At 26.1% G+C, this 26,963-nt stretch carries 19 protein-coding genes and 3 tRNA genes; 8 read left to right on the forward strand and 14 right to left on the reverse strand.

Features of this window, described 5'->3' with window-relative positions:
- From CP960_RS08715 to CP960_RS08745, 7 genes are all read right to left on the reverse strand, one after another.
- Positions 1 to 766 (reverse strand): hypothetical protein (locus CP960_RS08715; protein WP_133121147.1); only part of this gene is annotated, 766 nt, incomplete at its 3' end.
- An 87-nt stretch (positions 767 to 853) separates the two neighbouring features.
- Positions 854 to 1,663, reverse strand: coding sequence for a sensor histidine kinase (locus CP960_RS08720; protein ID WP_101185032.1), 810 nt, complete (start codon positions 1,661 to 1,663; stop codon positions 854 to 856).
- Positions 1,664 to 1,669: 6 nt separating this feature from the next.
- Positions 1,670 to 2,392 carry a WG repeat-containing protein gene (locus CP960_RS08725; protein WP_101185033.1) on the reverse strand — a complete coding sequence of 241 codons (723 nt, stop codon included), beginning with the start codon at positions 2,390 to 2,392 and terminating at the stop codon, positions 1,670 to 1,672.
- A gap of 9 nt (positions 2,393 to 2,401) precedes the next feature.
- On the reverse strand, positions 2,402 to 3,751 hold the full coding sequence (locus CP960_RS08730; RefSeq protein ID WP_101185034.1) for an ankyrin repeat domain-containing protein: 1,350 nt from the start codon (positions 3,749 to 3,751) through the stop codon (positions 2,402 to 2,404).
- Positions 3,752 to 3,754: 3 nt separating this feature from the next.
- Complete coding sequence (locus CP960_RS08735) at positions 3,755 to 5,242, reverse strand: HlyD family type I secretion periplasmic adaptor subunit (RefSeq protein ID WP_101185035.1); 1,488 nt, start codon at positions 5,240 to 5,242, stop codon at positions 3,755 to 3,757.
- A 2-nt stretch (positions 5,243 to 5,244) separates the two neighbouring features.
- Complete coding sequence (locus CP960_RS08740) at positions 5,245 to 7,401, reverse strand: type I secretion system permease/ATPase (RefSeq protein WP_101185036.1); 2,157 nt, start codon at positions 7,399 to 7,401, stop codon at positions 5,245 to 5,247.
- Between the two features lie 89 nt (positions 7,402 to 7,490).
- Positions 7,491 to 8,879 (reverse strand): TolC family protein, encoded by a 1,389-nt coding sequence (locus CP960_RS08745; protein ID WP_101185037.1) that lies wholly within the window; start codon positions 8,877 to 8,879, stop codon positions 7,491 to 7,493.
- Between the two features lie 120 nt (positions 8,880 to 8,999).
- Here CP960_RS08745 and CP960_RS08750 point away from each other — a divergent pair, with 120 nt between their 5' ends.
- Positions 9,000 to 9,710 carry a response regulator gene (locus tag CP960_RS08750; protein ID WP_191321646.1) on the forward strand — a complete coding sequence of 237 codons (711 nt, stop codon included), beginning with the start codon at positions 9,000 to 9,002 and terminating at the stop codon, positions 9,708 to 9,710.
- On the opposite strand, the gene CP960_RS08755 is transcribed toward CP960_RS08750, so the two are convergent.
- Both CP960_RS08755 and CP960_RS08760 read right to left on the reverse strand, forming a co-directional pair.
- Entirely contained in the window at positions 9,707 to 10,744 is a 1,038-nt protein-coding gene (locus CP960_RS08755) for an AI-2E family transporter (protein WP_101185038.1), read from the reverse strand. The genes CP960_RS08750 and CP960_RS08755 overlap by 4 nt on opposite strands.
- 13 nt (positions 10,745 to 10,757) lie before the next feature.
- Positions 10,758 to 12,650 (reverse strand): sensor histidine kinase, encoded by a 1,893-nt coding sequence (locus tag CP960_RS08760; RefSeq protein WP_101185039.1) that lies wholly within the window; start codon positions 12,648 to 12,650, stop codon positions 10,758 to 10,760.
- 161 nt (positions 12,651 to 12,811) lie between these two features.
- On the opposite strand from CP960_RS08760, the gene CP960_RS08765 reads away from it, so the two are divergent.
- Together CP960_RS08765 and CP960_RS08770 are read left to right on the forward strand one after the other, a co-directional pair.
- Positions 12,812 to 14,938, forward strand: a complete 2,127-nt coding sequence (locus CP960_RS08765; RefSeq protein WP_101185040.1) for a sensor histidine kinase — start codon at positions 12,812 to 12,814, stop codon at positions 14,936 to 14,938.
- On the forward strand, positions 14,922 to 15,362 hold the full coding sequence (locus CP960_RS08770) for an META domain-containing protein (protein WP_101185041.1): 441 nt from the start codon (positions 14,922 to 14,924) through the stop codon (positions 15,360 to 15,362). Before CP960_RS08765 ends, CP960_RS08770 begins: the two co-directional genes overlap by 17 nt.
- A gap of 55 nt (positions 15,363 to 15,417) precedes the next feature.
- Here CP960_RS08770 and CP960_RS08775 read toward each other — a convergent pair.
- The 3 genes from CP960_RS08775 to CP960_RS08785 all read right to left on the reverse strand — a co-directional run bounded on the left by CP960_RS08775 (position 15,418) and on the right by CP960_RS08785 (position 16,882).
- Positions 15,418 to 15,493, reverse strand: a tRNA-Cys gene (locus CP960_RS08775).
- Between the two features lie 50 nt (positions 15,494 to 15,543).
- Complete coding sequence (locus CP960_RS08780; protein WP_101185042.1) at positions 15,544 to 16,446, reverse strand: DMT family transporter; 903 nt, start codon at positions 16,444 to 16,446, stop codon at positions 15,544 to 15,546.
- Between the two features lie 37 nt (positions 16,447 to 16,483).
- Entirely contained in the window at positions 16,484 to 16,882 is a 399-nt protein-coding gene (locus tag CP960_RS08785; protein ID WP_101185043.1) for a (R)-mandelonitrile lyase, read from the reverse strand.
- Between the two features lie 202 nt (positions 16,883 to 17,084).
- Here CP960_RS08785 and CP960_RS08790 point away from each other — a divergent pair, with 202 nt between their 5' ends.
- The 4 genes from CP960_RS08790 to CP960_RS08805 all read left to right on the forward strand — a co-directional run bounded on the left by CP960_RS08790 (position 17,085) and on the right by CP960_RS08805 (position 24,798).
- The gene (locus CP960_RS08790) at positions 17,085 to 17,996 is read left to right on the forward strand and encodes an AraC family transcriptional regulator (protein ID WP_101185044.1); all 912 of its coding nucleotides are present in this window, start codon (positions 17,085 to 17,087) and stop codon (positions 17,994 to 17,996) included.
- A 94-nt stretch (positions 17,997 to 18,090) separates the two neighbouring features.
- Positions 18,091 to 21,894, forward strand: coding sequence for a two-partner secretion domain-containing protein (locus CP960_RS08795; RefSeq protein WP_101185045.1), 3,804 nt, complete (start codon positions 18,091 to 18,093; stop codon positions 21,892 to 21,894).
- Positions 21,887 to 23,035, forward strand: a complete 1,149-nt coding sequence (locus tag CP960_RS08800) for a FecR family protein (RefSeq protein ID WP_101185046.1) — start codon at positions 21,887 to 21,889, stop codon at positions 23,033 to 23,035. Before CP960_RS08795 ends, CP960_RS08800 begins: the two co-directional genes overlap by 8 nt.
- Entirely contained in the window at positions 23,032 to 24,798 is a 1,767-nt protein-coding gene (locus tag CP960_RS08805) for a diguanylate cyclase (protein ID WP_101185047.1), read from the forward strand. Before CP960_RS08800 ends, CP960_RS08805 begins: the two co-directional genes overlap by 4 nt.
- Positions 24,799 to 24,849: 51 nt before the next feature.
- Here the strand turns inward: CP960_RS08805 and CP960_RS08810 are convergent.
- A tRNA-Ser gene (locus CP960_RS08810) sits at positions 24,850 to 24,938 on the reverse strand.
- Positions 24,939 to 24,952: 14 nt separating this feature from the next.
- Positions 24,953 to 25,039: transfer RNA gene (locus tag CP960_RS08815), tRNA-Leu, on the reverse strand.
- Positions 25,040 to 25,239: 200 nt separating this feature from the next.
- Between CP960_RS08815 and ilvD the strand changes: the two genes are divergently transcribed.
- Positions 25,240 to 26,928, forward strand: a complete 1,689-nt coding sequence (ilvD, locus tag CP960_RS08820) for a dihydroxy-acid dehydratase (protein ID WP_101185048.1) — start codon at positions 25,240 to 25,242, stop codon at positions 26,926 to 26,928.
- Positions 26,929 to 26,963 lie beyond the last annotated feature (35 nt).

Here is a 26,963-nt window from a genome sequence, read left to right on the forward strand (position 1 = left end):
CTGCTTCTACTGTTCCAGTGTTAAATGTAAAGTCATACTCTTTGTCTGAATCTGCTTCTCCACTTAATTTTACAGTGTGAACTAAATCAGTTCCTTCTGTTTTTGTATCACTTGTTACACTTGATACTTCGATATCTGCAGAAGTATCAGTAGTATCACCTGCTTCATTTGTATTATTTCCATCTCTATCAGGAATATTTGAATCTAATCCATCTAATTGAGTATCAAGTCTACTTCTTCCACCTAATATATTTACATCATCTGTTTCATTAAAGTTAATAGGTCTGAAAGTTGAAGTATCCCCTTCTGATCCACCAGCAGCTGCAGCCTCAAGCATACTTGTTAAAGAACCAAAATCATCTATTATAACTCCATTTGTTTCTTCAGGATTAGTAGATGATTGTGCTAATAAATCTTTTAATGACTTTATTACATCATCACCGTTAAAATTATCGTTTAATACAGTTTGGTTTAGTTCATCAAGTCCTTCTTCATCTTTAATAATTCCCAATACACTTTTATCTTGAATATTCTCTTCAAGTACTAAATCCACCATATTTTTAAATATGATTTTAACTTTTTGTGTTCCTAAATCCATATTTAAAACAATAGATTTCTCAGAATCTTGAAGATTCATAGTATATTGATGACCATCTAAATTATTAAAATAGTACTGTTGACCAGCTTTTGGAGTAATTACTAAATTATCAGTAACATCTAAACTTTTAACTTCACCATTTGCTTCTTTAACTATTAACTTTAACATTGCAGACTCCTATAGTTTTCTACTATAGTTATAATAGTAAAAAAAAGTCTCCTTATAGTCTCTTTTTTATAAAAATATGAAAATTAATTATTTATTAATATTTTGAGGTGTTTGAATAGTAAAAAGTGCTCCATTCTCTTTATTTTCTACACTTAAAAGACCAGACATATGTTTTTCAATTATAAGCTTTGACATAAATAATCCTATGCCTGAGCCATCTTTTTTCTCTTTTGTATAAAAAGGTTTAAAAACATCATCTATATTTCTTAGTTTTATTCCTCCTGCATTATCTTCAATCTTAATAATTGCAATGTCCTCTTTTTTATCAATAGTGATTTTTATTAAAGGATTAGGTGTTTTTCTGAATATAAGCATCTCTTTTGCATTATTGATTATGTTTATTAAAACTTGAGAATATTCACTTTTTATACCATAAACTTCTGGATTCTTTTTTACTATTATTTCAAGATTAATATTATTTTGTTTTAAACTCGTACTTAAAATGTTTATTGCTGAGTTTATTTGAGTTGATAAATTAAACTTTATAGCCTGTTTATTTGAAGAGAAAAAATTTCTAAAATCATTTATTGTATTTGACATATAATTAGTAATATCATTTAATTTTTTTATAGAATTCAAAATCTCTTCATTATCAACACTTTTATTACTTTTTAATTGTGCTTCAATAGGTATAAATAAAGAGTTTATTTCCATTAATGGTTGTCTCCATTGATGAGCAATTGAAGATAACATCTCACCCATAGAAGCTAATTTACTTTGATGAAAAAGTATTTGTTCTTTTTGTCTATTTTTTTCAACTTCTTGTTGAACTTTTTTTTCTAATTGTTTATTTTGCTCTTCTAGTTGTATAAATTCATCTAAATTAGTTTGTCTCATAGGAACCTACTTTAAGTCATCTTTATTTAAAAAATAGATTTTCTCATTATCTACAACTTTTGCTTTATTATCTAAAAAATCATAAGCAAAATCATATTTTGCTTTTACTACTTCATTACAATTTTTATCTAAAAACCCCCATTTATTATCTTTCTTAAATCTTGCAAAATCACTTGAAAAAGAGTAAACCTCATCATAAATAAATTTAGTTAAAAGATTCATACTTAAGTCAATACAAGCATATTTATCATTTGTCATAGACTGAACAAAACTAACTTTAGATAAAAAATCTCTTGCATCTTTAAAAATAGGTTTTTGTATCAAATTTAAATCTTTATTAATATATCCAAATAACTCATTCTCTTGAACAACTGCAACATTATTATAAAATTTAGAAATATTTTTAAAAATTGGTCTAAAAATAAATTTCTTATTATTTGCAACAACTCCATATAAATTATTATACTCATAAACTAAATACTCTTTTGGAGTATTGTTATGAATCCAATGTAAATTAAAATAGTTTTTATGTTCAATTTTTTTATTATCTGCTTTTAAACTATCAATAAAATATAACTCTTGAAAAATAGGCTTAATTATAAACTCTTGGTTATTTACACTATACAAACCATATTTGTAATTTTTATTAGTAACAAGCAAACTATCTTTAAAAGAACAAGCATTAAAAAATAGGACAACAAAAACTACAATAGAAATATTTTTAATCATACTTTATCCTTACTTATTTGGTACAGTTTGTATTTTAAACTCTACTCTTCTTGATAACTCATAGTTTTCTGAACCATCACTATTTTTAATCGTTTCTAAAGAGGATTTACCTTCTGGGAAAAAGTTTTTTTCAATCCAAATAATTTTATCTTTGATTCTTTTATCATCAATACCTTTTATAAAACTATATACATTTTGTGCTCTTTTTTTAGATAACTCCAAATTTTTTTGAAACTTCTCTTCTTCTGTTTTTGCACTTCTATAAATAGATGAAGTATGTCCTTGAACTAAGACATTTACTATTTGATTTTTATACTGATATAAAAGTTCTATATATCTTGGGGCAAAAGAGTTCAAAATATCTTTATATTTATCACTTATTTCTAAACTTCCATTTGAAAACATAGTAGTAGGATTTAAAAATCTAAAAGTTAAAGTATCCTTTTGTAACTTTGCATTCCAATTTTCAAAATCTTTATTAAACTCATCATTTAATGCTTTGTATAATGAATTTAATACATGAATTGAAACTGTTTGTCTCTTTTTATCTATGAAATTTTGTTTTTTTGCATCAACACTTAATAAATAATCTTTGTTTTCTAAACTATTTTCTACTTGCGCACACCATCTATTATTATTTATGCTTCCTTTATACTCAACTTTGTCAACTCTTAAAACTATACTTTCAATATCTTTTTCAAGTACTTTTCCACATATTTTAGGTGTATTATCGTTGATTGTTGTATAACTATCAAGTGTAATTAATTCTTTTTTTATCTCTTTTTTTTGTTTTTTTTCATATGTTCTATTTAAACTTTCATCTAACAACATAGATTCATCATTTTCTTTACAAAAAGAGTTTAAATTATTAGATTCAAGCATCTTTATAAGTAATTGATTTTTTGCTTTTAATGCATACTGAAGTGGTGAAACTCCATATTTATCTACAACATCTTTGTTTGCATTATTACAAAGTAAAAGCTTTGCCATTTTTGAATATCTATTTCTAAAAGCATCCAACAATGGAGTATCTTTAAATTTATCTACACTATTTACAATTGCACCATTGTTTATTAAAATCTCAGCAATTTGTAAATGATTAAATCGTGCTGCTAAATGTAAAGGTGTATAACCAAATCTATCTTTTTTATTTAGTAAAGATTTATTTTGTTTTAACAAATAGCTTAATAAATCAATATCATTGATTCTTGCTGCATCATGTAAACTCATCTCATCTAAAATAGCCTCTTCATCTACCTTTGCTAAATTATTTTCTAATTTTAGTTGCTTTTTGCTCTCAATAAAAGCACATCCATTAAAAAATAAAAAGCTTAGTATTACTACTAAATATAGCCTCATAAATTACCTCTCTGTTAATGCATTTTGTTTAACTTTCAATATTGGTTTTAAAATAAAATCTAAAATACTTTTTTTACCTGTTACAATATCTACACTTGCAACCATACCTGGAATAATAGGAAGTTTCTCTCCATTTCTTTCAAGAAAGTTCTTATTTGTTTTCACAACTACTCTATAATAACTTTTTTCTTCTTTTGATTCTTTATCAACAATACTATCTGCAGAAATATCAACAATCTTTCCATCTAACCCACCATATATTGAAAAATCGTATGCAGTAATCTTTACAATAACTTTTTGACTTGGACTAATAAAAGCAATATCTTTAGGGTCAATTTTTGCCTCTACAAGTAAAGCATTACTGTCTGGTACAATCTCTACTAAATCCATACCTGATTGAACTACTCCGCCAATTGTATTTAAATATATCTGTTTTACAACACCATGTACTGGAGATTTTAATACTGTTTTTGCAACCTTATCCTTATCAGATACAAGCTTTTCTTTAAACTTATTTAATTCTCCTAATGTTTTTTGTAATAAATCAGAAGCTTCACTTTTAAACCCATTTACTTTCTCATCAATTTTAAACTCTACTTCTTTAATAGCACTTTTTGACCTTGGAACAGATAATAGTGCAGCTTCTAAATCTCCACCTACTTTATTGTACTCTTTTTCTATATCAAGTACATCATAACTAGACTTTGCTCCTCTTTGAGCCAATCTTTGAATAGTTCTTCTTTGCTCTTTAATAATTCTAAAACTTTTTCTTAAATTCTTAATAGTATACTCTATCTCTTTTAATTCTTGTTTTTTTTGTTCCAATTGATTTTTTAAGACCTTTACAGAAGAGATAAGTTCTCTTACTCTACTTTTTAATAACTGCCTTTCTGATTTAGCATATTCAGGTGCTTGTTCTAAAACTTCATTTGGAAATTTTAATTTTGGAACTTTTTTATCTAAATCAATATTTGCTTCTGCTTCAAGTCTAACTCTTACAGCAAGTAGATTTAAATATGCTTGTTTATTCTCTTCAAAAGATGCTTGAAATCTTGTAGTATCTATTTTTAATAAAGGATCACCTTTTTTTACAATTTGCCCTTCTTTTATTAATATCTCTGAAATTACTCCACCATCAAAAGATTGTACTTGTTGAATTTTGTCAGAAGGAATAACCTTACCATTTCCTCTTGCTAATTCATCAACTTGAGCTAATGCTGCCCATAAAATAAATGAAGTAAAAACTACAGTTATAACAATAAATACTATTTTTGAAAGGTTAGAAGGCTCTTCATTTGCATAACTATAACTTGTATATACAAAATCCATATCCTCATTTGTAGAATCCTCTAATCCAAACAACTGTTTAATTCTATTTTTTAAACTTATTTGTTTTTTTTCTTCTTTAAAGCTATGCTTTTTTGATTCTGGTATAGAGCTATTTTGCCCTTCATTTATAATCTTATGAATCTCTTCTTCTGTATTTTTCATAACTACTTACCTAACTTATTAAATACTTCTTCTTTTGGACCATCAAGTATTATTTTACCATCTTCAACTATTATTACTCTATTTACTAGTTGTAATAACGATGTTTTATGAGTAACAACAATTAATGTTTTATCTTCAACTATATGTTTAACTCTTTCAATAAACATCTTCTCAGTTTGCCTATCCATAGAGTTTGTAGGTTCATCAAGCATTAAGACATTTGGATTTGAAATAAGTGCTCTTGCAAGGGTAACTGCTTGTCTTTCTCCACCACTTAAACCCTCTCCTCTTTCACCTACAATCAAATCATAACCAGCTTCATGTTTTCCTAAAAACTCATTTAGTCCTGCAATTTTTGATGCTCTTAATAACTCTTCATCAGAAACATACTGTTCACCAATAGTTATATTATCTTTAATCGTTCCCATAAATAAAAAAGGTTCTTGAGGAACAGAACCAATTGCTTGCCTTAAATCAACTGGATCAATTTGTCTAATATCTACATTGTCAATCAATACTGAACCTTTAGTTGGCTCATAAAGGTTCATAATAAGTTTTAATAATGTAGATTTCCCTGAACCAATTTTTCCTAAAATTGCTACTTTTTCTCCTTGTTTTATCTTAAGGTTAATATCTTTTAATGTTTGGTGATTTTGTTCTTTATATGCAAACTGAACACTTTTAAATTCAATATCACCAAATAAGTTTGGCCTACTAATATAAGTTTTATTCTCTTTTTCAACTGGCATTTTCATAACTTCATCAAGATTTTCTAAAGAAAGCATTGTTTTATCATACTTAATTATCATACCTACAAGTTGTGAAACAGGAGCAATTACTCTACCATTTAAAATCATAGCTGCAATAATTGCACCCATTGTCATCTCACCTTCACTTGCTAAATAAACACCAGCTGCAACAATTAAGATATTAGAAAATTGAGAAATAAATGCAGTAAAAAAAGTAATTGTTTGTGATAAAAATTGCCCTTTATCACTATAATGAATAGTTTTGTTTACAGCTTGGTCCCAATATGTTCTCATTCTATTTTGAGCTCGAATACTTTTAATAATCTCTAAGCCTGTAACTGTCTCAATTAAAGTAGTATGTTTAATTTGTTCCTCTTTTACAGATTTTTCAATTATATTTTTTAGCGGTCTTTGCATATACCAAGATGTTAATATTGAGATTAGTACTGTTGCAATTGTTATATAACCTAAAGGTCCACCAATATAAAAAATTACTATTATAAAAATAATCACAAAAGGGAAATCAACAACAGCAGCAATAGTTGCACTTGTAAAAAACTCTCTAACACTCTCAAAAGATTGTAATCTACTTACAAATTGACCTGTTGAAGCTGGTTTTGAATCAATTTTAATATTTAATAATTGATTAAAAATTCTATTAGAAACCACCGTATCCGCTCTTTTACTTGCAACTCCTAAAAAGTAAGACCTTAACATTTTTAAAATAAAATCAAATACCATTACCAATGAAATACCAATAAATAGTGCCCATAAAGTCTCTAAAGCATTATTGGGTAATACTCTATCATAAACATTCATAGTAAATAGTGGTGTAGCTAAAATAAATAGATTAATAAATAGTGAAACAATTATTACTTGTTTATATATACCCCTGTTTCGTTTTAATGTTCCCCAAAACCAATCTTTTGGTTGCTCAATAATAACTTCATTTTCTACTCTATTATTAAATGCAAATTCGGGTTTTACAATTATTAAACTACCAGTATATTCAGATTGTAACTTCTGCATACTCATAGTAGTCACACCTTTACTAAGACCTGGTAAAATAACTTGTGCTTCACCTTTTTGCATATCATAATCAAGTAAAACGCATGACCTATCTTTTTCAAGTAATAAAACAGAAGGTAATGCAAGCTTTGTAATATTTGCAATATCTCTTTTTACTACTTTTGTTGTAAGTCCTATTCTATTTGCAGCTTGTAAAAACATATCTACATTCATAGAAGATTTATGAATAGGTAACCCAAAAGTTAAAGACTGTGCAGAAGTCTCCCTTTTGTGATACTTAGATAGAAAAATCAAACACTCTAATAGACTATCAACTTCTCTTCTATCTTTTAAGTTTTTTAAGCTTTGTTCCTCTTCAACATTGCTATCTTGTGTATTCACAAAAGCCAACCTTTTTTAAATTTTAATAAAATCTATTATACAACTAAATATCTAAAGTTATTATTTTATGTGGCTATTCTGTCACAAGGCTACGATTCTAAAAGCTCTTTTAATTCATCAGAGAACTCTTCTTTCTTTCTATCTGGTGAAATTTCATAAACTTTTGCTTTTACTTTAGTACAGTCTTGGTCTTTTGATTTTAAGATAGTATCTCCTAAAATCGATAAATTATAAAGTAACTCATAATAGTTATCATATAAAGCATATTCCCTTTGGATTAAACTTTGAATTGATTGATACAGTTCAGTTTGTGCATTTAAAATATCTACAAATGTTCTAGTACCTGCTTCAAACTCATTTTTATACACCTCTACAATATTTGCATTCGCATCAATATATTTTTTAAGAGTTTCAACTCTTTTTTTATTATTTTGAAACTTCAAGTATTGATTTTTAACCTCTTCAACTATTTTATCAGTAATAACATCTAAACTCTTTTTTTGCTCTTGTAAAAAAACTCTTTCTTGTTTATCTTTTACTCTATTTACTCCACCATTATATAAATTCCAGTCAAAATTTAATCTTGCATATGTTTCATCTTCTCTACCATTTTCATCTAGCTCTAAATCATCATCAATGCTAGTTCTTAGTTCAAAAGATATTGTAGGTAAAAAAGAGGCATTATTTTGAGCGATTTTTTCTCTTTGAACTTTTATTTTCTCAATTTGCTCTTTTATTTGGTAGTTACTTAAAATAGCTTTTTTTATCACTTCTTCTAAACTTTTTGGAAGAATAGATTCATCTACAATTGGTCTACAAACTTTATCTTTTACCTCTAATCCCACATACTTTTTTAAAGCATTTACTTGGTCTTGTCTATTACTTTTCTCTTCATAAAATTTATCAGTTGCAAAATGTAATTTAGAAGATACCTGATAAGTTTCTAAAACCTCTCCACTTATTTGCTCTTTCTCTTTTGCAATTGTTAAATTATCTTCATTAGTTTTTATCATTCCTTGAGATAGCAGTATTAATTCATCATATTTTACTAATGTAGTATAAGCTTTTGCTGTTTCTAAAACTATATTTTCAATAGCATTTAAACTTCTATATCTATTTGCTAAATCTTGATGTTTCATCTCACTTACTTCACTTGGAGTTAATCCACCATCATAAATAAGTTGTCTTAGAACAAGTGCTGCATTATATCCATCTTTTTTATTATCAGAATCAGGAGTATCATCATCATAATAATCTTTTACTCTTGATTTTTCTAAATAAGCATTAAAATCTAAAGTTGGTAAATACTTACTTTGCTTCTCATCAATATAGTATTTATAAGCTTCTTGATTTTTTCTCTCTGCTAATACATCAGGATTTGATGTAAGAGTTTTTTGTACTCCTTGTTTTAAACTAAATCCATATGATGAACTTAAAAAAAGAAGTATTGAAATTGTTATTACTAATAATTTTTTCATGTTTTGTCCTTATGTTATCAAATAACCTATAAAATTATTTCGTATTTTGTATTTAAACTAACTTAAACTTATATATTATATAATTTATGAAATTATTCTAAATACTGTAAAAGGCTACTTTTGGAAAACAATGAGTTAAAAAATATTCTTAAAAATATGACTATTGCTTATGTAGAAGATGAAGATATAATAAGAGAAAATATGACAAAAACATTAAATCTTCTATGTGGTGAGTGTGTTAGTTTTAATAATGCAAAAGAGCTACTAATACATCTTAAAACCAATAATATTGATATTGTATTAACAGATATTAACCTTCCAAAAATGGATGGAATAGAACTAATAAAACAACTTCGTAATCAAAATGAAAATATACCAATTATTCTACTTACAGCATATTTAGAAACAGAATATTTACTTAAAGCAATTGAGTATAGAGTTGTTGAATATTTAAATAAACCTGTAGATTATGAAACCTTATTAAATGCATTATTAAAAGCAGTTAAAGAGATAGTAAGAACAGGACAATATATTATAAAAATCAATTCGACATTATTTTATAATGTACTAAAAAAAGAGCTAAAGAATAATAAAAATAATAAAATAATAAATTTAACAACAAAAGAATTAAAACTCTTTGAACTGCTTTTAAAAAATAAAAATAGAGTTGTAAGTTATGATGAAATAAAAACAGACGTTTGGAATAGTGCTTATGAGGTTACGGAATCTGCTTTTAAAAACCTTCTAAGCAAACTAAGAAATAAAGTTGGCAAAGATATAATTGTAAATATCTCAAAAGTTGGTTATAGATTAGAAGTAGAAGTTAATTAACTTCTACCTTTTCTACCACTTAAATCAGATAATAAAACTCCTATCCATTTCGTATTACTTGCTGATTCAAAAGCAATTTTTAAAGTCATAGTAATAGGTACAGCTAAAAACATACCTACTATTCCTAATATCCAACCCCAAAAAATCAATGAGAAAAATATTATCATAGGAGAAAGCCCTAACTCTTTTCCCATAAATTTTGGTTCTAAAACATTACTAATAGTTATATTAATTACCATATAAACAATTATAAGCCAAATAGTAACCTCAAAATCACCACTTACAAGAGATAAAAGTATAGCTGGAATTGCTGCTACAATTGAACCTACTACGGGAACAAAATTAAATAAGAAACCAACTACTGCCCATAAAATAGGATACTCAATTTCAAAAAAGAAAAGTGCTATAAAAATAAAACTACCTGTTAAAAAACTTGTAAAAGTTTTTACAATAAAATATTTTTGAAGATTATGTGAAAATAGTTTAAAGTTTGATAATCTTGCTCTATTACTATTAAAAATAACTTTCAATTTCTTCTCAAAAACTTTTGTTTCTGATAAAATAAAAGCAACTCCAATAAATACTAAAAGTGCTTTTGAAAAAATTGCACCAATATTTCCTAAAATATCAGTTGTAAACTTAAAAAAGTAGCTAAAATTTAAAGCCTTTAAAATCTCTTCTTTATTTACTGTAAAGCCAAAATCCTCTACATATGTAATTAATAGTATTATAGAGTTTTTTATTTTCTGTTCATATGTAGGTAAATTTGTTGTAAAACTTGCTAATGAAGTATTTATCATATATGTTAATAGCAAACTAACAATTGTTAAAACTGAAATTAAAATTCCATATGCAAGTAGCTTTGGAATCCCTCTTTTAGTTAAAAATTTTAAAAATGCTGATAAAATAGAAGCTATAAAAATAGATAATAAAAGTATTATAATAACTTCTGAAGCTGCCTTAAATCCAGCAATAATTACAACTGATGTTGCTAAATAAAAAAAATAGTATTCTAAACTTGTTTTCTCTAACATCGTCATCCTAATATTAATATATTGGAATATTGATTATAAACTTTGCACCTTTAAAAGTTTGGTTTTTATATTTATACTCAACATTCTGTACTGATAAAGTACCATTTAAATGCTTAGAGATTATTTCATGACTCATGTAAAGTCCTATTCCCGTACCTATACTTTTCTCTTTTGTTGTAAAATATGGTTCAAAAACTTTTGATAAATACTTATCTTCTATTCCCTTTGCATTATCCAAAATCTCAATTATCAAATTCTCTTTTTCTTTTACTACATCAATAAATATATATCTATCTTGGTCATATTTTATCAATTCATCTCTTGCATTATTTAAAATATTTATTAATACTTGTAAAAACTCATTTTCTAAAGTTTTAAACTTAACTTGAGGTATATTTTTAATCACTTGTATATTTTTAGTTTTAAACTGTGCATCTAAAAGTTTAAATGTTTTATCAAAAAGGTGTTTAATGTCAGCCTCTACTTCTTTTTTAGTTGGACTAAAAAAGTTTTTAAAATCATCTATTGTTTTAGAAAGATATTGAGCAGACTCATTTATTTTTGCAGTTGCTTCAAAAAACTCTTTATCACTTAAACTATTTAACTCTTTTTGAAAACTAATTCCTGTTGCTGCTGTTGAAATGATTGATAAAGGTTGTCTCCACTGATGAGCGATATTTGCAATCATCTCTCCCATACTAGCCATTTTTGATTGTTGAGCCAAAATATTTTGTTGATTTTCTATCTCTTTTTTATATGATTTAAACTTCTCTTCTAAAAGTTTTGATATATATATTGAAATAAATAAAAATAAAAAAGTTAAAATAATCGCAAAAATAATAACATTTGTAATATAAGAAAAAAACTTCTCATTTAACTCTTTTTGTTTATTTCTTAAACTTTGTTCCATATCATCTTGATAAAAACCTGTTCCAATTATCCAATCCCATCCATTTAAACCTTTTACAAAACTAATTTTTTTAGTAGGCAATTTTGTATTGGGTTTTTCATCTTGAACATAACTATAATAACCTTCACCATTTGATGCCATGATTTTCAAATCTTTTAAAACTCTTCTTTTATTTTCAGCATCCTTAATTTCATCTACATTTTTTCCTATATAATCTTTTCTAATATGACTTAAATATGTAAAATCATAATCAATTATAAAAATATATCCATAATCTGCATATCGAATCAAATTAACATACTCTAAAACTCTTTTTTTTACTTTTTCCTCAAAATCTTTTACATATTCACCTGAACCAATTACTACATCATACGGTTCAAAATATTTATAAAAACTTATTTTTTTATATGCTTTTTCTTCATGGGGCTTATACCAATAGTATGTATCGAATCTTTCACTTTTATTTTTTATTGTTTGAATAATTGTTTTTACAAACTTATATCCATTAGCATCTTCAAAGTTTGATAAATCTTTACCTTCATATTGTCTATTTAATGATTGTAATCTTTTTACTCCATCTTTATCATCAATAAAATAATATCCTCTGCCTTCATTAAATATAATTGAACCTAAAGTCTGTTTAATTATTTCAAATATCTCTTCTTTTGTTTTTTTATCTTTGTATTCATTATAGATTTGAGTTGCTATATTATGAGCTTCGTATACCCTTGATTTTATAGATTCTTTTAGCTCTTCTTCTGTAGATTCTTTCATAAAAGAGATATATTTATGCACTCTTTGAACCTCTTCGTGAATCAATTTTTTATTCTTTTTTATAAAACTTCTACTTAAAACCTCTTTCTCTTTTTCAAAAGTAGTTTTATTTTCTAAATACAAAAGTAACGTAATTATCAAAGATAACACAATAGTAAGTAAAGGTAGACTATATCTAATTATATTAGTTAAAATTTTTTCATTCTTATAATTCACAGGCATCTCTTTTTTTTGATTTGTTATTTTATCTAATTTTTATAAATTGATTAATAAATCTATAAAAAAAGCCACTCTTCCAATTACAGTTTAATAAAAATATTTTAATTTACTTTAACTTTTATTTCTATAATATATTAGTAGTTGGGAACAAAAAAGGCTAAAGCATGTTAAAAGGCAACTATTTTAAGCATGTATTCACTTATATGCTAGGTATTTTATTTATTGGTGCAGTTATCTCTTATTTTTTGTATCTTTTTTTAATCTCTTATCAAAAAGAAGAGATTTACAAAAAAAACCTTCAATTTGCGAAATATGAAATAAAACAAAATAAAACAATTATTCATAATACAATCAAAAGATACAAAGATATTCTTCTATCTTTAAATTCAACTATTGAAAAAAACAATCTTTTAAAATCAAATTTAACGCTTCTAAAAAAGCATATGGATATTTTAATAAAAGCTAATAGTTCAATTTTTCAAATAAGATATATAGATTCACTAGGAGATGAAAAAATTAGAATAGATAGAGATTTAAACAAAACTATCTTTGAACCTAAAAAACTACAAAATAAAAGTAATAGATACTATTTTTTACAAACCAAAAAATTAAAAAAAGATGAGTTCTTTATTTCAAGTTTAGACTTAAATGTTGAAAATAAAAAAATTGAAATTCCTTTTAGACCTACACTTAGAGTCTCAACACCAGTCTATTTAAACAATATTTTTGAAGGTATTTTAATAATAAACTTTAATGCAAAACAACTTATAAAAAAAGTGACAAATAGCAAGCTTTTTGATATTTATTATATGGATAAAGATAAAAACTTTCTTATTCATCCAAATGAAGATAAATCTTGGAGTACTCAACTTGGCACAAATTATAAAGTAAAAGATGAAATCTCCAACATTGACTCTTTAATTAAAAGCAAAAAAAATGATACAAAAAATAGATTCTACATAGAAAAAATATTTCCTGAAAAAAACACATATATAATTTTATCTATAAAAAAAAGATTTTATGATGCATCTATAAGAGAAACAAGAAAAAATATCCTCTCTTTATTTTTTATAGTAGCATTAATAGGTTTTCCTTTTACACTTATAATTGCATATATTCAAGCAAGACATGTAATTTTATTAGATTATATAGTAAACTCTATTCCACATCCTTTCTTTATAAAAGACCAAGACGGTAAATTTGTGATTGTAAATGATGAAATGTTAAAACTTTACAAATTAAAATCTAAAAAACAGCTAATAGGTAAAAACTCATATAATATATTAAATCAAGTATCTTTAAACTCAAAAGACAAAGACCAACTTGCATTAGAACAAGGTAGATTAAAAACAATCGAAAAATTTTATTTAGATGATGAAAGACGATACTATTATGAGATGATTAGAGTAAAAATACCTTTTTATAATTTATTTAAAAAAACATATCTTTTATGTATTGCAATTGATATTACTGAAATTCAAGAACTAAACACACAATTAAATAAAAAAGTAGAAAAAGAAGTAAACTCTAGAATAAAAACAGAACAAATATTATCTCAACAATCAAAAATGGCTCTAATGGGAGAGATGATTGGTAATATTGCCCATCAATGGAGACAACCTTTGTCAAATATTACAACAGCGTCAACAGGAATGAAACTTCAAAAACAGATGCATATATTAAAAGAAGATGAATTAATTCAAGGGTTAACCCATATTAATAACTCTGCTCAATATCTTTCACAAACTATTGATGATTTTAGAAACTTTTTTAAACCATATAAAGTAAAAACAAATTTTACAATCGATTTTATTATTCAAAAAGCTTTAAAATTGGTAAGTGCCCAATTTAAAAATAAAAATATTAAAATAATTAAAGATATAGAATATACTAAAATATATAATTTAGAAAATGAATTTACACAAGTTATTTTAAATATTTTAAATAACGCAAGGGATGAATTAGAAAAATTAGACTCTCAAGAAAAACTTATTTTTATTTTGAGTAAGAAATTAGAAAATGATGTTATAATTCAAATTAAAGACAATGCTGGAGGTATTAGCAAAAAAATAGAGAAAAAACTCTATGAACCTTACTTCACTACTAAAGATGAACAAAAAGGTACTGGTATTGGTCTTTATATGTCAAAACAGATAATCGAAAAGCATATGGGTGGCAAATTAAGCCATAAAAATGAAACCTTTACTTATGAAAATAAAGAGTATAAAGGTGCAGTATTTACAATCAAATTAAAATTAAATGAAGGATTAGAAAATGAGAAAAATATTTAAAATACTATTTGTAGTTGCATTTACTTCACTATTTTTAGCTTCATGTGCTAAAAATGAACCAGTTGTAAAAAATAATGACTCCTTAAAAAATACATATTGGAAGTTAACTAAAGTAAGAGAGCATAAAACAATAACATATGAAAAACAAACAGAAGCACATATTATATTAAAAAATGAAAATAAAATAGTAGGCTCAGATGGTTGTAATAGAATTTTTGGTTCTTATAATATAGATAAAAACAAAATAGAGTTTTCACATCTTGCCTCTACTAGAATGGCATGCATGAAAGGGATGACACAAGCACACGAATTTTCGACAGCTTTTGCATATGTAAAAACATATAAAATTCAAAAAAATAAACTATTTTTTTATGATGAAAATAAAAATGTTATTTTAGAGTTTATTTCTGTATATTTAAACTAGTCAAAAAAAAAGCTCAAGAAAATAGCTTTCAAAAGCCATCATCTTGAGCTTCAATTGGAGGAGGTAGCCGGACTTGAACCGACGAATATCTGATTTGCAATCAGGTGCATTACCAACTTTGCTATACCTCCAAAAAAGTGGAATAGAATTATAGCAAAGATTTCTTAATATTCATTTAAATTTATGGCCTATTTGCTTTTCTTTCGTGCCTTACTAAATAAATCCCAGCAAAAATTACAATAATAGCACCTAAGATAGTTAATTTATCTGGAATATCTTTAAATATAAGCCACCCTAATATTGTAGCACTTATAATTTCCAAATATTGAAAAGATGCTAAAACAGAGGCTTTTGCATGAAAAAAAGCACTTGATATTAAAAGTTGAATTATTGTTGTAAGTACTCCTAAAATTAAAAGTATCCACCAAAAAGAGAAATCAATTATATGAAAACTTAAAACTTCAATAGAAAAACTCTCTCCTATTAATATAAGTATTGACAAAAAGATTGTTGAAACAACTCCTACCCAAAACTGTAAACTTATACTATTGCCAACACTTGATGCCATTCTAATAGACATTAGATATAAAGCATAGCAAACTGCAGAAGCAATAGGTAAAAAAGAGGCCATTCCATACAAAGAGAAATTTGGTCGAATAATAATTAGTGTTCCAATCAATCCTATAACAACAGCTATTATATGATTATAAAATATTTTCTCTTTTAAAAAAAGCACTGAAAGTATTGTAAGAACCATAGGTTCAATAAAAAACAGTGCTATATTATTCGCCAATGGTAAATATCTAAGTCCCCAAAATAGAAGTATCATAGTAAGAGAAACAAAAAGTCCTAAAAAAATATATGAAACTCTAAACTTTTGAATCTTTTGCTTTACAAAAAAACTAAGTATAAATATAAATAAAGCTTGTAATAAAAACCTTATCCATGAAATTTGTGTCGGACTAAGTGATGTTGATAAATATTTTGCAATAGCATCAGTAAAAGGCAGTAATAAAACTGCTATAAGCATAAATAGCATACCTTTATTTACACTTTTAGGTTGTTCTAAAATATCTGTTTTCATTGGCGTATTATAGTTAAAATATCTTATTTTAAACTAATTATAAAAGATATTCTTGATTACTTACCTCTTCAAGCCATGTTACATTGTTTCCATTTTTATTTTCTTGTATAGCAATATGACTCATTTTTGTTGTTTTTGTTGCTCCATGCCAATGTTTTTCATTTGCATCAATCCATACAATATCACCACATTTTATGTACTCTTTATCTTCTCCTTCAATTTGAATATAACCTTGTCCTGAAGTTACTATTAGTATCTGTCCCCTTGGATGAGTATGCCATTTTGTTCTACTTTCAGGCATAAAATTAACATGTCCAAAAGATACATTTGAAGGTTCATCTGCTTCAAAAAGCATATCTAATCCTACATCTCCAGTAAAATAATCTTTTAATTGTTCTTTTATATATGGTTGTGTTCCATTTTTTATTATTTTCATAAAAACTCCTATTATTTATTTTTTAGTATATAACAAGATATTAATTTGTTCATAGAATAATTTTATAAACAGATTGCCTAATTCTCTAAATTATATGTATTATTACTATTTTAAAGGATTGTGCAATATATATGAAGAATATTTATATTAATATATGAAAATATTTTATATAATAAACGCCATATTTATTAAAGTAGAAAAGATGAAAGAGAAGATTAAAAATCTCCAAGAAGATTTATTAAAATTTATAAATAACAAATACTGCATATCAAATATTAACGGTGAAGTTAAAACACAAATTCCTAATTTAGATTTTTATTTTTCAAATGAAAAAACTCAATTTAATACAATTATTTATGAACCTTCTATTTGTATTATTTTACAAGGAGAAAAAATAGTTGATTTTGGAAATGAAGTATATCAATATAATTCAAATGAATATCTAATCTCTTCTACACATATACCAGCAAAAGTTAAAATAAAAAAAACTCCATATATTTCATTTAGAATAAAATTTGAATTAGAAGAGATATATAACGTCATAAAAAATATAAATCAAGAAAAACTTATCTTTAAAGAAAAATCAGAAAAAGGACTATTTTTCAATAATATTGATGAAAAACTTTTTGAACCTATTTGTAGATTAATAAAACTTCTTAATAGACAAGAAGATGAAATAAAATATTTATATCCTTTAATTATTAAAGAGATTCTGTTTATTTTAATAAAAGACGAAAGTGGCTATTTTTTAAATAAATTTGCAATGGAAGGAACAGTATCAAATAAGATTGTAAAAACAATTTCTGATATAAAAGATAATTTCAATAAAAAACTAAATGTAAAGCAATTAGCAAGAAATATTGATATGAGTGAATCATCTTTATATCAAAACTTCAAAACTATCACTTCTATGTCTCCTATTCAATTCCAAAAAAAGATTAGATTAGAAGAAGCAAAACTAATGCTTTTAAATCAAAATATAACAGCCTGCGAAGTTGCTTTTATTGTAGGATATGAGAGTCCTTCTCAATTTAGTAGAGAATATTCAAAAATGTTTGGGATGGCACCAAAAGCACACATAAGCTACTTAAAAAGCTTAAATAAAAAAATATAAACACTAAATTTTATAAACTTTATAAGAAGAAATAGTAAAGCTATTAAAAGATATAATTCGCTAAATATTACCAGTAACACAATGAAAGGTTTAAATGATTTATAATTTTAGTTCATGTTTTAGGATTCTAAAAGGTGGCAAAATTAGTTTAGTAGTTAGTGCACTTTTTAGTTCTTTAACACTTTGTCTTGCTTCTCCAAAAGGTGGAACTGTTACTTCTGGAACTGCAAGTATTACTCAAAATAAAACTATTACAAATATTAATCAAACATCTAATAAAGCAACTATTAATTGGCAAAATTTCTCTATTGCAGCAAATGAGACAGTTAATTTCAACCAACCAAACTCTAGTGCTATTACACTAAACCGAGTTATTGGAAATGAGAAAAGTATTATAAATGGTGCATTAAATGCAAATGGACAAGTTTGGATACTAAATTCAAATGGTGTTTTATTTGGTAAAAATGCAAGTATAAATACAAGTGGAATCTTAGCAACAACAGCAGAACTTTCTGATAAAGATTTTAATGCAAAAAATTATAGTTTCAAAAATGCAACAGCAAACTCTATTATAAATCAAGGAACAATAGAAGTGATAAATAATGGTTCAGTTATATTAGCTTCAAATGAGACTATAAATGAAGGAACTATCAAAGCTATTAAAGGAAATGTTCACTTAGTTGGAACTGATTCATATTCAATTAATCTAAATGGAAACTCATTAGTTAATCTTAGAGTAAATAAAGGTGTTCTTGATGCTATGGTATCAAATAAAGGAACTATCAAAGCAAATGGTGGAAAGATTTATTTAACAACTAATGCAGTAAATGAATTATTAAAAGGGGTAGTAAACAATACAGGGATTATTGAAGCTAATAGTATTGATGATTTAACAGGTAATATTGAATTATTTGCTCATGGTGGTGAAACTAATATAGATGGTAAAATAACTGCTAATAATGGTTTTATTGAAACTTCTGGTTCACATATTAACTTTTCAGATACTCTTGATATAAATGCAGGTAATGGTGGTACTTGGCTTATTGATCCAAATAATATAAAAATTGTATCTGATGCAATAGCTGAAGCAAATGTAGACTACTTAGGAGCACCATTATATTCATCATTAGATGATTCAACAATTTTACGTGCATCAACTATTGAAACACAATTAAATAATGGAACTAGTGTTATTGTTGAAACATCTGAAGCTGGAACAAACTCTCAAGCTGGTGATATTTTTTTACAAACAAGTATCAACAAAACTTCAGGTGCTGATGCAACTTTGACACTAAAAGCACATAGAAATATATTATTTGCAGATAGCTATAATTTAAATTCAATTGGGAGTATCTTAAGTACAACAAATAAACTAAATGTAGTTTTATGGTCTGATAGTGATGGAAATAACAATGGTTCAGTATGGTTACCTCAAAACTCAAATATCTCAACAAATGGAGGACATATTCACATAGCAGGAGGGGCTAGTTCTAAAACATGGAATGGATTAACTGTTGGGAACTCTTATGCTGTTGGAAGTAGTTTTTCTTCAAAAGAAGGAAACTCCATAGCAAGAGGTTCTTCAATCAATGGTAATATTAGTGCTAATGGTTTAACTTCAGGTGGAGATATTTTTATAAAAGGTCTTGCTAGCCAATCAAATTATTATATTAGTGCAAGAGGAGTTAGTTTATCTGGTAGTGTTACAACAAACCATGGAGGAAATATAACAATAGAAGGTAAAGCAAAAGGTGCTTCTGATGCTGTTGCTATTGGAGATAAAGCATCTTCATTAACTGATGGTTCAGCTATTGTAAGAGTTGAAAATGGAACTATTTTAATAAATGGCTATGGAAATACGGCAAATGCAAATAGTAATTCATTTGAACTAAATAATGGCTCTTATATAGATGATAATGCAACAGGATTAGGAACACTTATTATAAATGCAAATACAGATGAAATATTTGCTGATTCTACTTCATACATAAAAATCAATAAATTGTTGTTAAAAAATGGTTTTACTACAACCTTAACTAATGCAAATAATAATATAGGAATATTAGCAGCAACAAATATGGCTAACTTAACTTATAAAGACAAAAATACTATTACAATAGGTAGTATAAATGGAGTTAATGGTATAACAGCTAATGGTGATATTAATCTTAGTGCATCAAGTATTGTAATTAGTGAACCAGTTTCAAATGGTTCAAATATACTAACACTTGATGCTAGTGGAACTATATATGATAATTTAAATGGATATATAAATACAAATAATCTTCTTTTAAAAAATGGTAGAATTATTCTTGATAATATAAAAAATGATACTTCTGTAATAGCTGCTAATAACTTAACTAGTCTATCTTATATAGATGCAAATGAACTTACTATTGGAAAAATTAATTCTACAAATGGAATAACAGCACTAGAGGCTATAAATATTTCAACAAATACAGGCAATTTAACTATTAATAATAATATAAATACATCAGATATTGGAACTTCTGCCATAGTTTTAAATGCAGGGAAAAGTCAAGTAGCAGGAATAGCAACAGGAGGAGATATTAAATATATTTCAGGAAATATTTCAATGAGTAATACAAGTAGAGCGACTTTTTATACGGGTAGTATAAATGGAAGCTCTATAAACACTTTAATATCTAATGGTAACTTTAGGTATAACAGTGATGAGAGTTCAAATGGTTATGATACAGTAAACTCTTCTTTAAATTCAGGATTTTATACCCTTTACAGAGAACAACCAACTATTTATGTTACTGCTAATAATGACTCTTTTAAATATAATGGTAGTTCTTATATAGGAGGAAATGGTGTCACTTATTCTGGCTTTGTAAATAATGATACATCTTCAATTTTAAATGGTAAATTAGTTTATACAGGGACTTCTCAAGGTGCAAGTAAAGCTGGAATATATACAATAAGTGCAAATGGTTTGTCAAATAATCTTGGATATGATATTACTTTTATAAATGGACAATTAGAGATCAAAGAAGATAATACAAAAGCCAATGTAATAATAGAAGATAAAATAATACCTAAAAATAACCAAGTCTCAAAAGTTAAAATAACAACAAATAATGATTCACTTATACCTCTTAATTCAATAAAAAATTTATCCATAAAAGATTTAGATGAAAATCAAACAAAACAGACTTTAGATTTAGTCACTTCAAGTAAAAATTTACAAGAAAAGAGAACTAATAAAACTACAACAATAAATAAAACAAAACAAAACAAAACAATAGATAATCTAATAGAAAATAAAACAAAAAATCAAGTAAAAGAAAAAACAAAAACAATCAACACAATAAAAGATACAAAAATAAGTAATTTAAACAAAAAACAAACTAAAAATGAGCAAACTGAACAAAGTTCAAACTCAACTAAAAATTCAGATGAAAAAACAATTAAAAAAAATCCAAAAACAAATACCTCAAAACAAAATACACCTAAACAAAACACATATGAATTAGATGAAGCACAAATAGAGATTCGTGTTAATGAAAAGGGTAAAATTATATTCAGTAAATCTGATATTGAAGCAGTAATTGAAAAAAACGGTCAATTAATTTTATCAAATAATACAGCTGATGTATTAAAAACCATGGGAATATCAATAAAAACAATCTCAGTAAAAAATAGTAAAGTTGAAGTTGTTATTATTGATAAAAGAAGTACATCTAAATATAGTGCAACTTTAACAAATGGTAACTCTTTACCAAAATATCTAATATTAGATTCTAAAACAGGAAAAATTACTGGAACTTTACCTAAAAAGATAAAAGAAGTTAATATTAGTTTAAAAGCTACGAGCAAAGATGGAACAATTAGAGTTTTAAATTTAGAAATGAGGATAAATAAATATGAATAAAAAAAGCTATATTATTTTTTTAGGAATTTTGATATTAGGTATTATTGGTTTTATATATTATAAAATTGAAGATTCAAAAAATATATTTGCTCAAATTGTTTCTAAAGTAGGTGAAGTTAATTTAGTTAACGAAAAAGGAGAAATTCTAACAAAAGTAAAAGAAGGCTATAAAATTAAAATAGGAGAGTTTTTAGAAACAAAAGAGAACTCTTCTGTAACAATAAAATTTATTGATAATTCTATTGCCATTATCTCTGAAAAATCATTAGTTTCTATGAAGAGATTGAAATATGATAAAGACTCTAAAAAATCAACTACAAATATAATGCTTTTAAAAGGAAAAATTGAATCTACTGTAACTAATCAAGATACTTTTGGTTCTGAATATAAAGTAATAACTCCAACTTTACAACTTGCAGTTAGAGGAACAGTATTTAATGTAATTTTTGAAGATAAAGAGTCAAGAGCTTTTGTAACAAAAGGAAAGATTTTAGCTTCAGATGGTGAAAACTCTTTAACTTTAAATGCAGGATATGGTGTAGTTGTAAACGATAATACTAAGTTAAGTTCACCAATAAAACTGTTAAATAAACCAACAATAGATTTAAATGAATTAAATATTAAATATTATAAAAAATATATCTCATGGAAAAAGCTTAAAAATGCAGTTAAATATCATGTTCAAATATATACTACATCAAAATACAATGCGCTAATTTATGATAAATATGTTAATAATACACAATTAGATATAGATAACTTAAAAGATGGGAAATATAAAATAAGCATTCAAGCTGTTGATAAATATGGATTAGAAGGATTTAAAATTATAAAAAATTTCAATGTTAAATCTAATCCACTTCCACCAAATGTAAATGAACCAAGAGCTAATTTAAAATCAAAAATGATTTTATTTAGTTGGGAAAAATCAGTAGATGCAAATAAGTATATATTAGAAATATCAAGAATGAGAAGTTTTAAAAATATTCTAATTAGAGTTACTAACTTAAACTCTTCATTAGATAAGATCTCTTTGCCATTACAAAAAGGAGAATATTTTATTAGAATGTCAAGTGTTGATAGCTCTGGTATTAGAGGACCATACAGTAAAATACATCAATTTAAAGTAGATAACAAATGAGAAAAACAGATAAATTATACTTCAAATATAAGATTTGGATAGTTTTACTATCTTTAAGTATCACTTATGCTTTTTCCCATACAACAATATATGATAAATTAAAAAACTACTTTAATGATACTATACAATACTTAGCATCTAAAGAGAAATATTTTACGGATTCAGTTGTTATTGATATAAATGATACCTCTTTAAAAGTATTACAAAAAGATTTTGGACACTGGCCTTATACACGAGATAAATACGCACTAATAGTTGAATTTTTACAATCTATGAATGTTAAAAATATTGTATTTGATATTAAATTTTTAGACCCAAGAGCTGGAGATGATATTTTTAGAAAAACAATTGATAAATATAATAATATTTTCTTTGTAACAAGTACTTTACAAGAAGAAATTCCAATAAATAAAGAAGAAAAAAAGATATTAAAACAAATCTCTTGGGGTAAGCATTTAAATATACCAACATTAAAATATAATAGTTTACTTCTTCCTCATACTAATGTCTTTGATGAAGATACAATTTATAAATTTGGAATCACTTCAGTTTTAGGAGACAGTGATAATTTTATAAGGTCAATTCCACTGTTATATAATATTGATTTTAATATATTCCCATCCTTACTTCTTAGGCTTCAATCTTTACATAAAAATATACCAAAAATAGAGTATAACCCAAAAACAAATAAACTTTTTATAGATAAAAATACTTGGCATGTTGATAATAAAAGTAGAATTAAACTATTTTACCCTAAAAATGCAAACTCAATTATAAGTATTCCTTTTTATAAAATCAGTGAAGTTGCACTAAATAAAAAATCAATCTCAAATAAAAATTTTCTAAAAAATAAAACAGTCTTTATAGGTAGTTCAGCTTTTTTATCAGATAGAATAAATACTCCAAGAGGAGCTATGTCAGGCTCTTATTTACTTGCAATTGCATATGAATCACTAAAAAATAATCTAATTATAAAAAATAACAATATTGTAAATACTTTACTACTATTAATAGCCGTTTTATTCTCTTTTTATTTAAGTAATAAAAAAGAGATATATAAAAAATCAGTAGCAATTACTACATTATTAACAATTTTAGCAACTTCAATTTATGGTTTTATTTTCTTAAAACTATTTTATTTAGAGACTAATGTATTTTTTTCAATACTAATAATTATATTTTCAATTCTACTAACAATAGTAAGTCATCAGCTTTCTTTATCTAAATACAATCAAAAACTAATTAATGAAACTAAAAGATTATATAATGAAGCAAATTGTGATACTTTAACAGGATTGCTAAATAGACGTGGATTTGATGAGCAGTATGAAAAGTATAAAGAGCTTACTTATACAAAAAATATACACTCTTCATGTTTAGCAGTTATTGATTTAGATCACTTTAAAAGTGTTAATGATACTTATGGTCATGATATAGGAGATTTAGTTCTACAAAGTTTTGGAAATCTTTTAAAAGAGCAGTTAAGAGATATTGATATTCCTGCAAGATGGGGTGGAGAAGAGTTTGTGATTTTACTAAAAGATACAACATTAGATGAATCAATTATTGTACTAAATAGAGTTAGACAAGTATGCAAACAAATGGATATAAAAACTCCTCAAGGAAAATTAAATATTACTATTAGTATAGGAGTAACACAAATAGAAAACTTTTCTAAAACAGTTGATTTGTATGTAAAACAAGCTGATATTGGTTTATATCAAGCAAAAAAATCAGGAAGAGACAAAGTTTGTATCGCTTAAAATTAGTTTTATTAAAATAAAAAATTTGATTTATTAAATTTGTTAGATAAGTGGCAGTGAGTGAGGGATTCGAACCCTCGGAGGCGTGAACCTCGCCGGTTTTCAAAACCGGTACTTTCGACCAACTCAGTCAACTCACTACAACATTAATAAGTGGTGCGAATGGTGAGAATCGAACTCACACTCCGAAACCGGAATGGGATTTTAAGTCCCACGCGTCTACCTATTCCGCCACACTCGCACTTTTTGTACTTAAGATTTAAACACTTTAAAAGTCGTTCTTCTTAAATTGGACTGGAATTATAATAGAAAATTTTTTATTTGTCAAGAGTTTTTTTAAAAAAAATCAAAATTTTCTTTTTTTTAATATTTTTATCTAAATAAAACACCAAAATTAGTATAATCGCAAATATAATAATATAGTTACACTAAAGGATATATATGAGAAGTGATGAAGTAAAAAAAGGATTTGAAAGAACTCCACATAGGTCTTTATTAAGAGCTACTGGTTTAAAAGATGAAGATTTTAATAAACCCTTTATTGCAGTTGCAAACTCTTTTATTGAAATAATACCTGGGCATTTCTTTTTAAATAAAGTATCAGAGATTATAAAAGAAGAGATTAAAGCAAATGGATGTGTACCATTTGAATTTAATACAATTGGAGTTGATGATGGTATTGCAATGGGACATGATGGAATGTTATTTTCACTTCCATCAAGAGAATTAATTGCAAACTCTATTGAAACAGTAATGAATGCACATAAACTTGATGCAATGATTGCAATTCCAAACTGTGATAAAATTGTACCAGGTATGATTATGGGAGCACTAAGAGTTGATGTACCTACTGTATTTGTTTCTGGTGGGCCTATGGCAAAAGGTCACACAAAAGATGGTAAACCTATTGATTTAGCAACTGCATTTGAAGCTGTTGGTAAATATGAAAAAGGTGATATGAATGATGAAGAGTTAAAAGATATAGAATGTAATGCATGTCCAAGTGGAGGTTCATGTTCTGGTATGTTTACAGCAAACTCTATGAATACACTTATGGAAGCTATGGGAATTGCTCTTCCAGGGAATGGAACAATCTTAGCACTTACTCCTCAAAGAGAAGAGTTATATAGAAAAGCAGCAAGAAGAGTTTGTGAAATTGCAAAAGATGAGCAAGCAAGAGAAGAATTTAAATTAAGAAACATTTTAAATGAAAATGCAGTAAAAAATGCATTTGCAGTTGATATGGCAATGGGTGGAAGTTCAAATACGGTATTACATATGTTAGCTATTGCAAAAGAAGCAGGAGTTAACTTTAATCTTGAAAATATTAACGATATATCAAAAAGAGTTTCTCATATTGCAAAAATCTCTCCATCATTAAGTACTGTGCATATGGAAGACATTAATAAAGCTGGTGGTGTAAATGCAGTTATGAAAGAGATGAGTAAAAGAGGAGATAATATACTACTTGATAATCCAACAATTACAGGAGAATCAATATTAGAAAGAATTTCTGATGCTTATATTAAAGATACAAATATTATCCATACAATTGACAATCCATATAGTAAAGTTGGTGGATTAGCTATTTTATATGGTAACTTAGCTAAAGAAGGTGCTGTTATTAAAACTGCTGGTATTACAGGAGATAGAGTGTTTACTGGTAAGGCTGTATGTTTTGATGGACAACCTGAAGCTATAAAAGGTATTGTTGAAGGTAAAGTTAAAGCTGGAGATGTTGTTGTTATTAGATATGAAGGACCAAAAGGTGGCCCAGGAATGCAAGAGATGTTAGCACCTACAAGTCTTATTATGGGAATGGGACTTGGAGATAAAGTTGCACTTATTACTGATGGAAGATTTAGTGGTGCTACAAGAGGGGCATCAATTGGCCATGTTTCACCAGAAGCTGCGGAAGGTGGAATGATTGGTTTATTAAAAGATGGAGATGAGATTCATATTGATGTTGATAAATACATTTTAGAAGTAAATTTATCAGATGAAGAGATAGCAAAAAGAAAAGCTGAATTTACTCCACTTAAAAAACCTCTCAACTCAAGATGGCTAGGACAATATAGAGCCCTTGTAACAAATGCAAGCTCAGGTGCAATATTAAAAACTGACATGTAAAAGAGAGGAAGTTTTTCTTCCTTTCTTTATTTTTA

Source organism: Malaciobacter halophilus (assembly GCF_002837275.1).
In the GTDB taxonomy this organism is placed as follows: Bacteria; Campylobacterota; Campylobacteria; order Campylobacterales; family Arcobacteraceae; genus Malaciobacter; species Malaciobacter halophilus.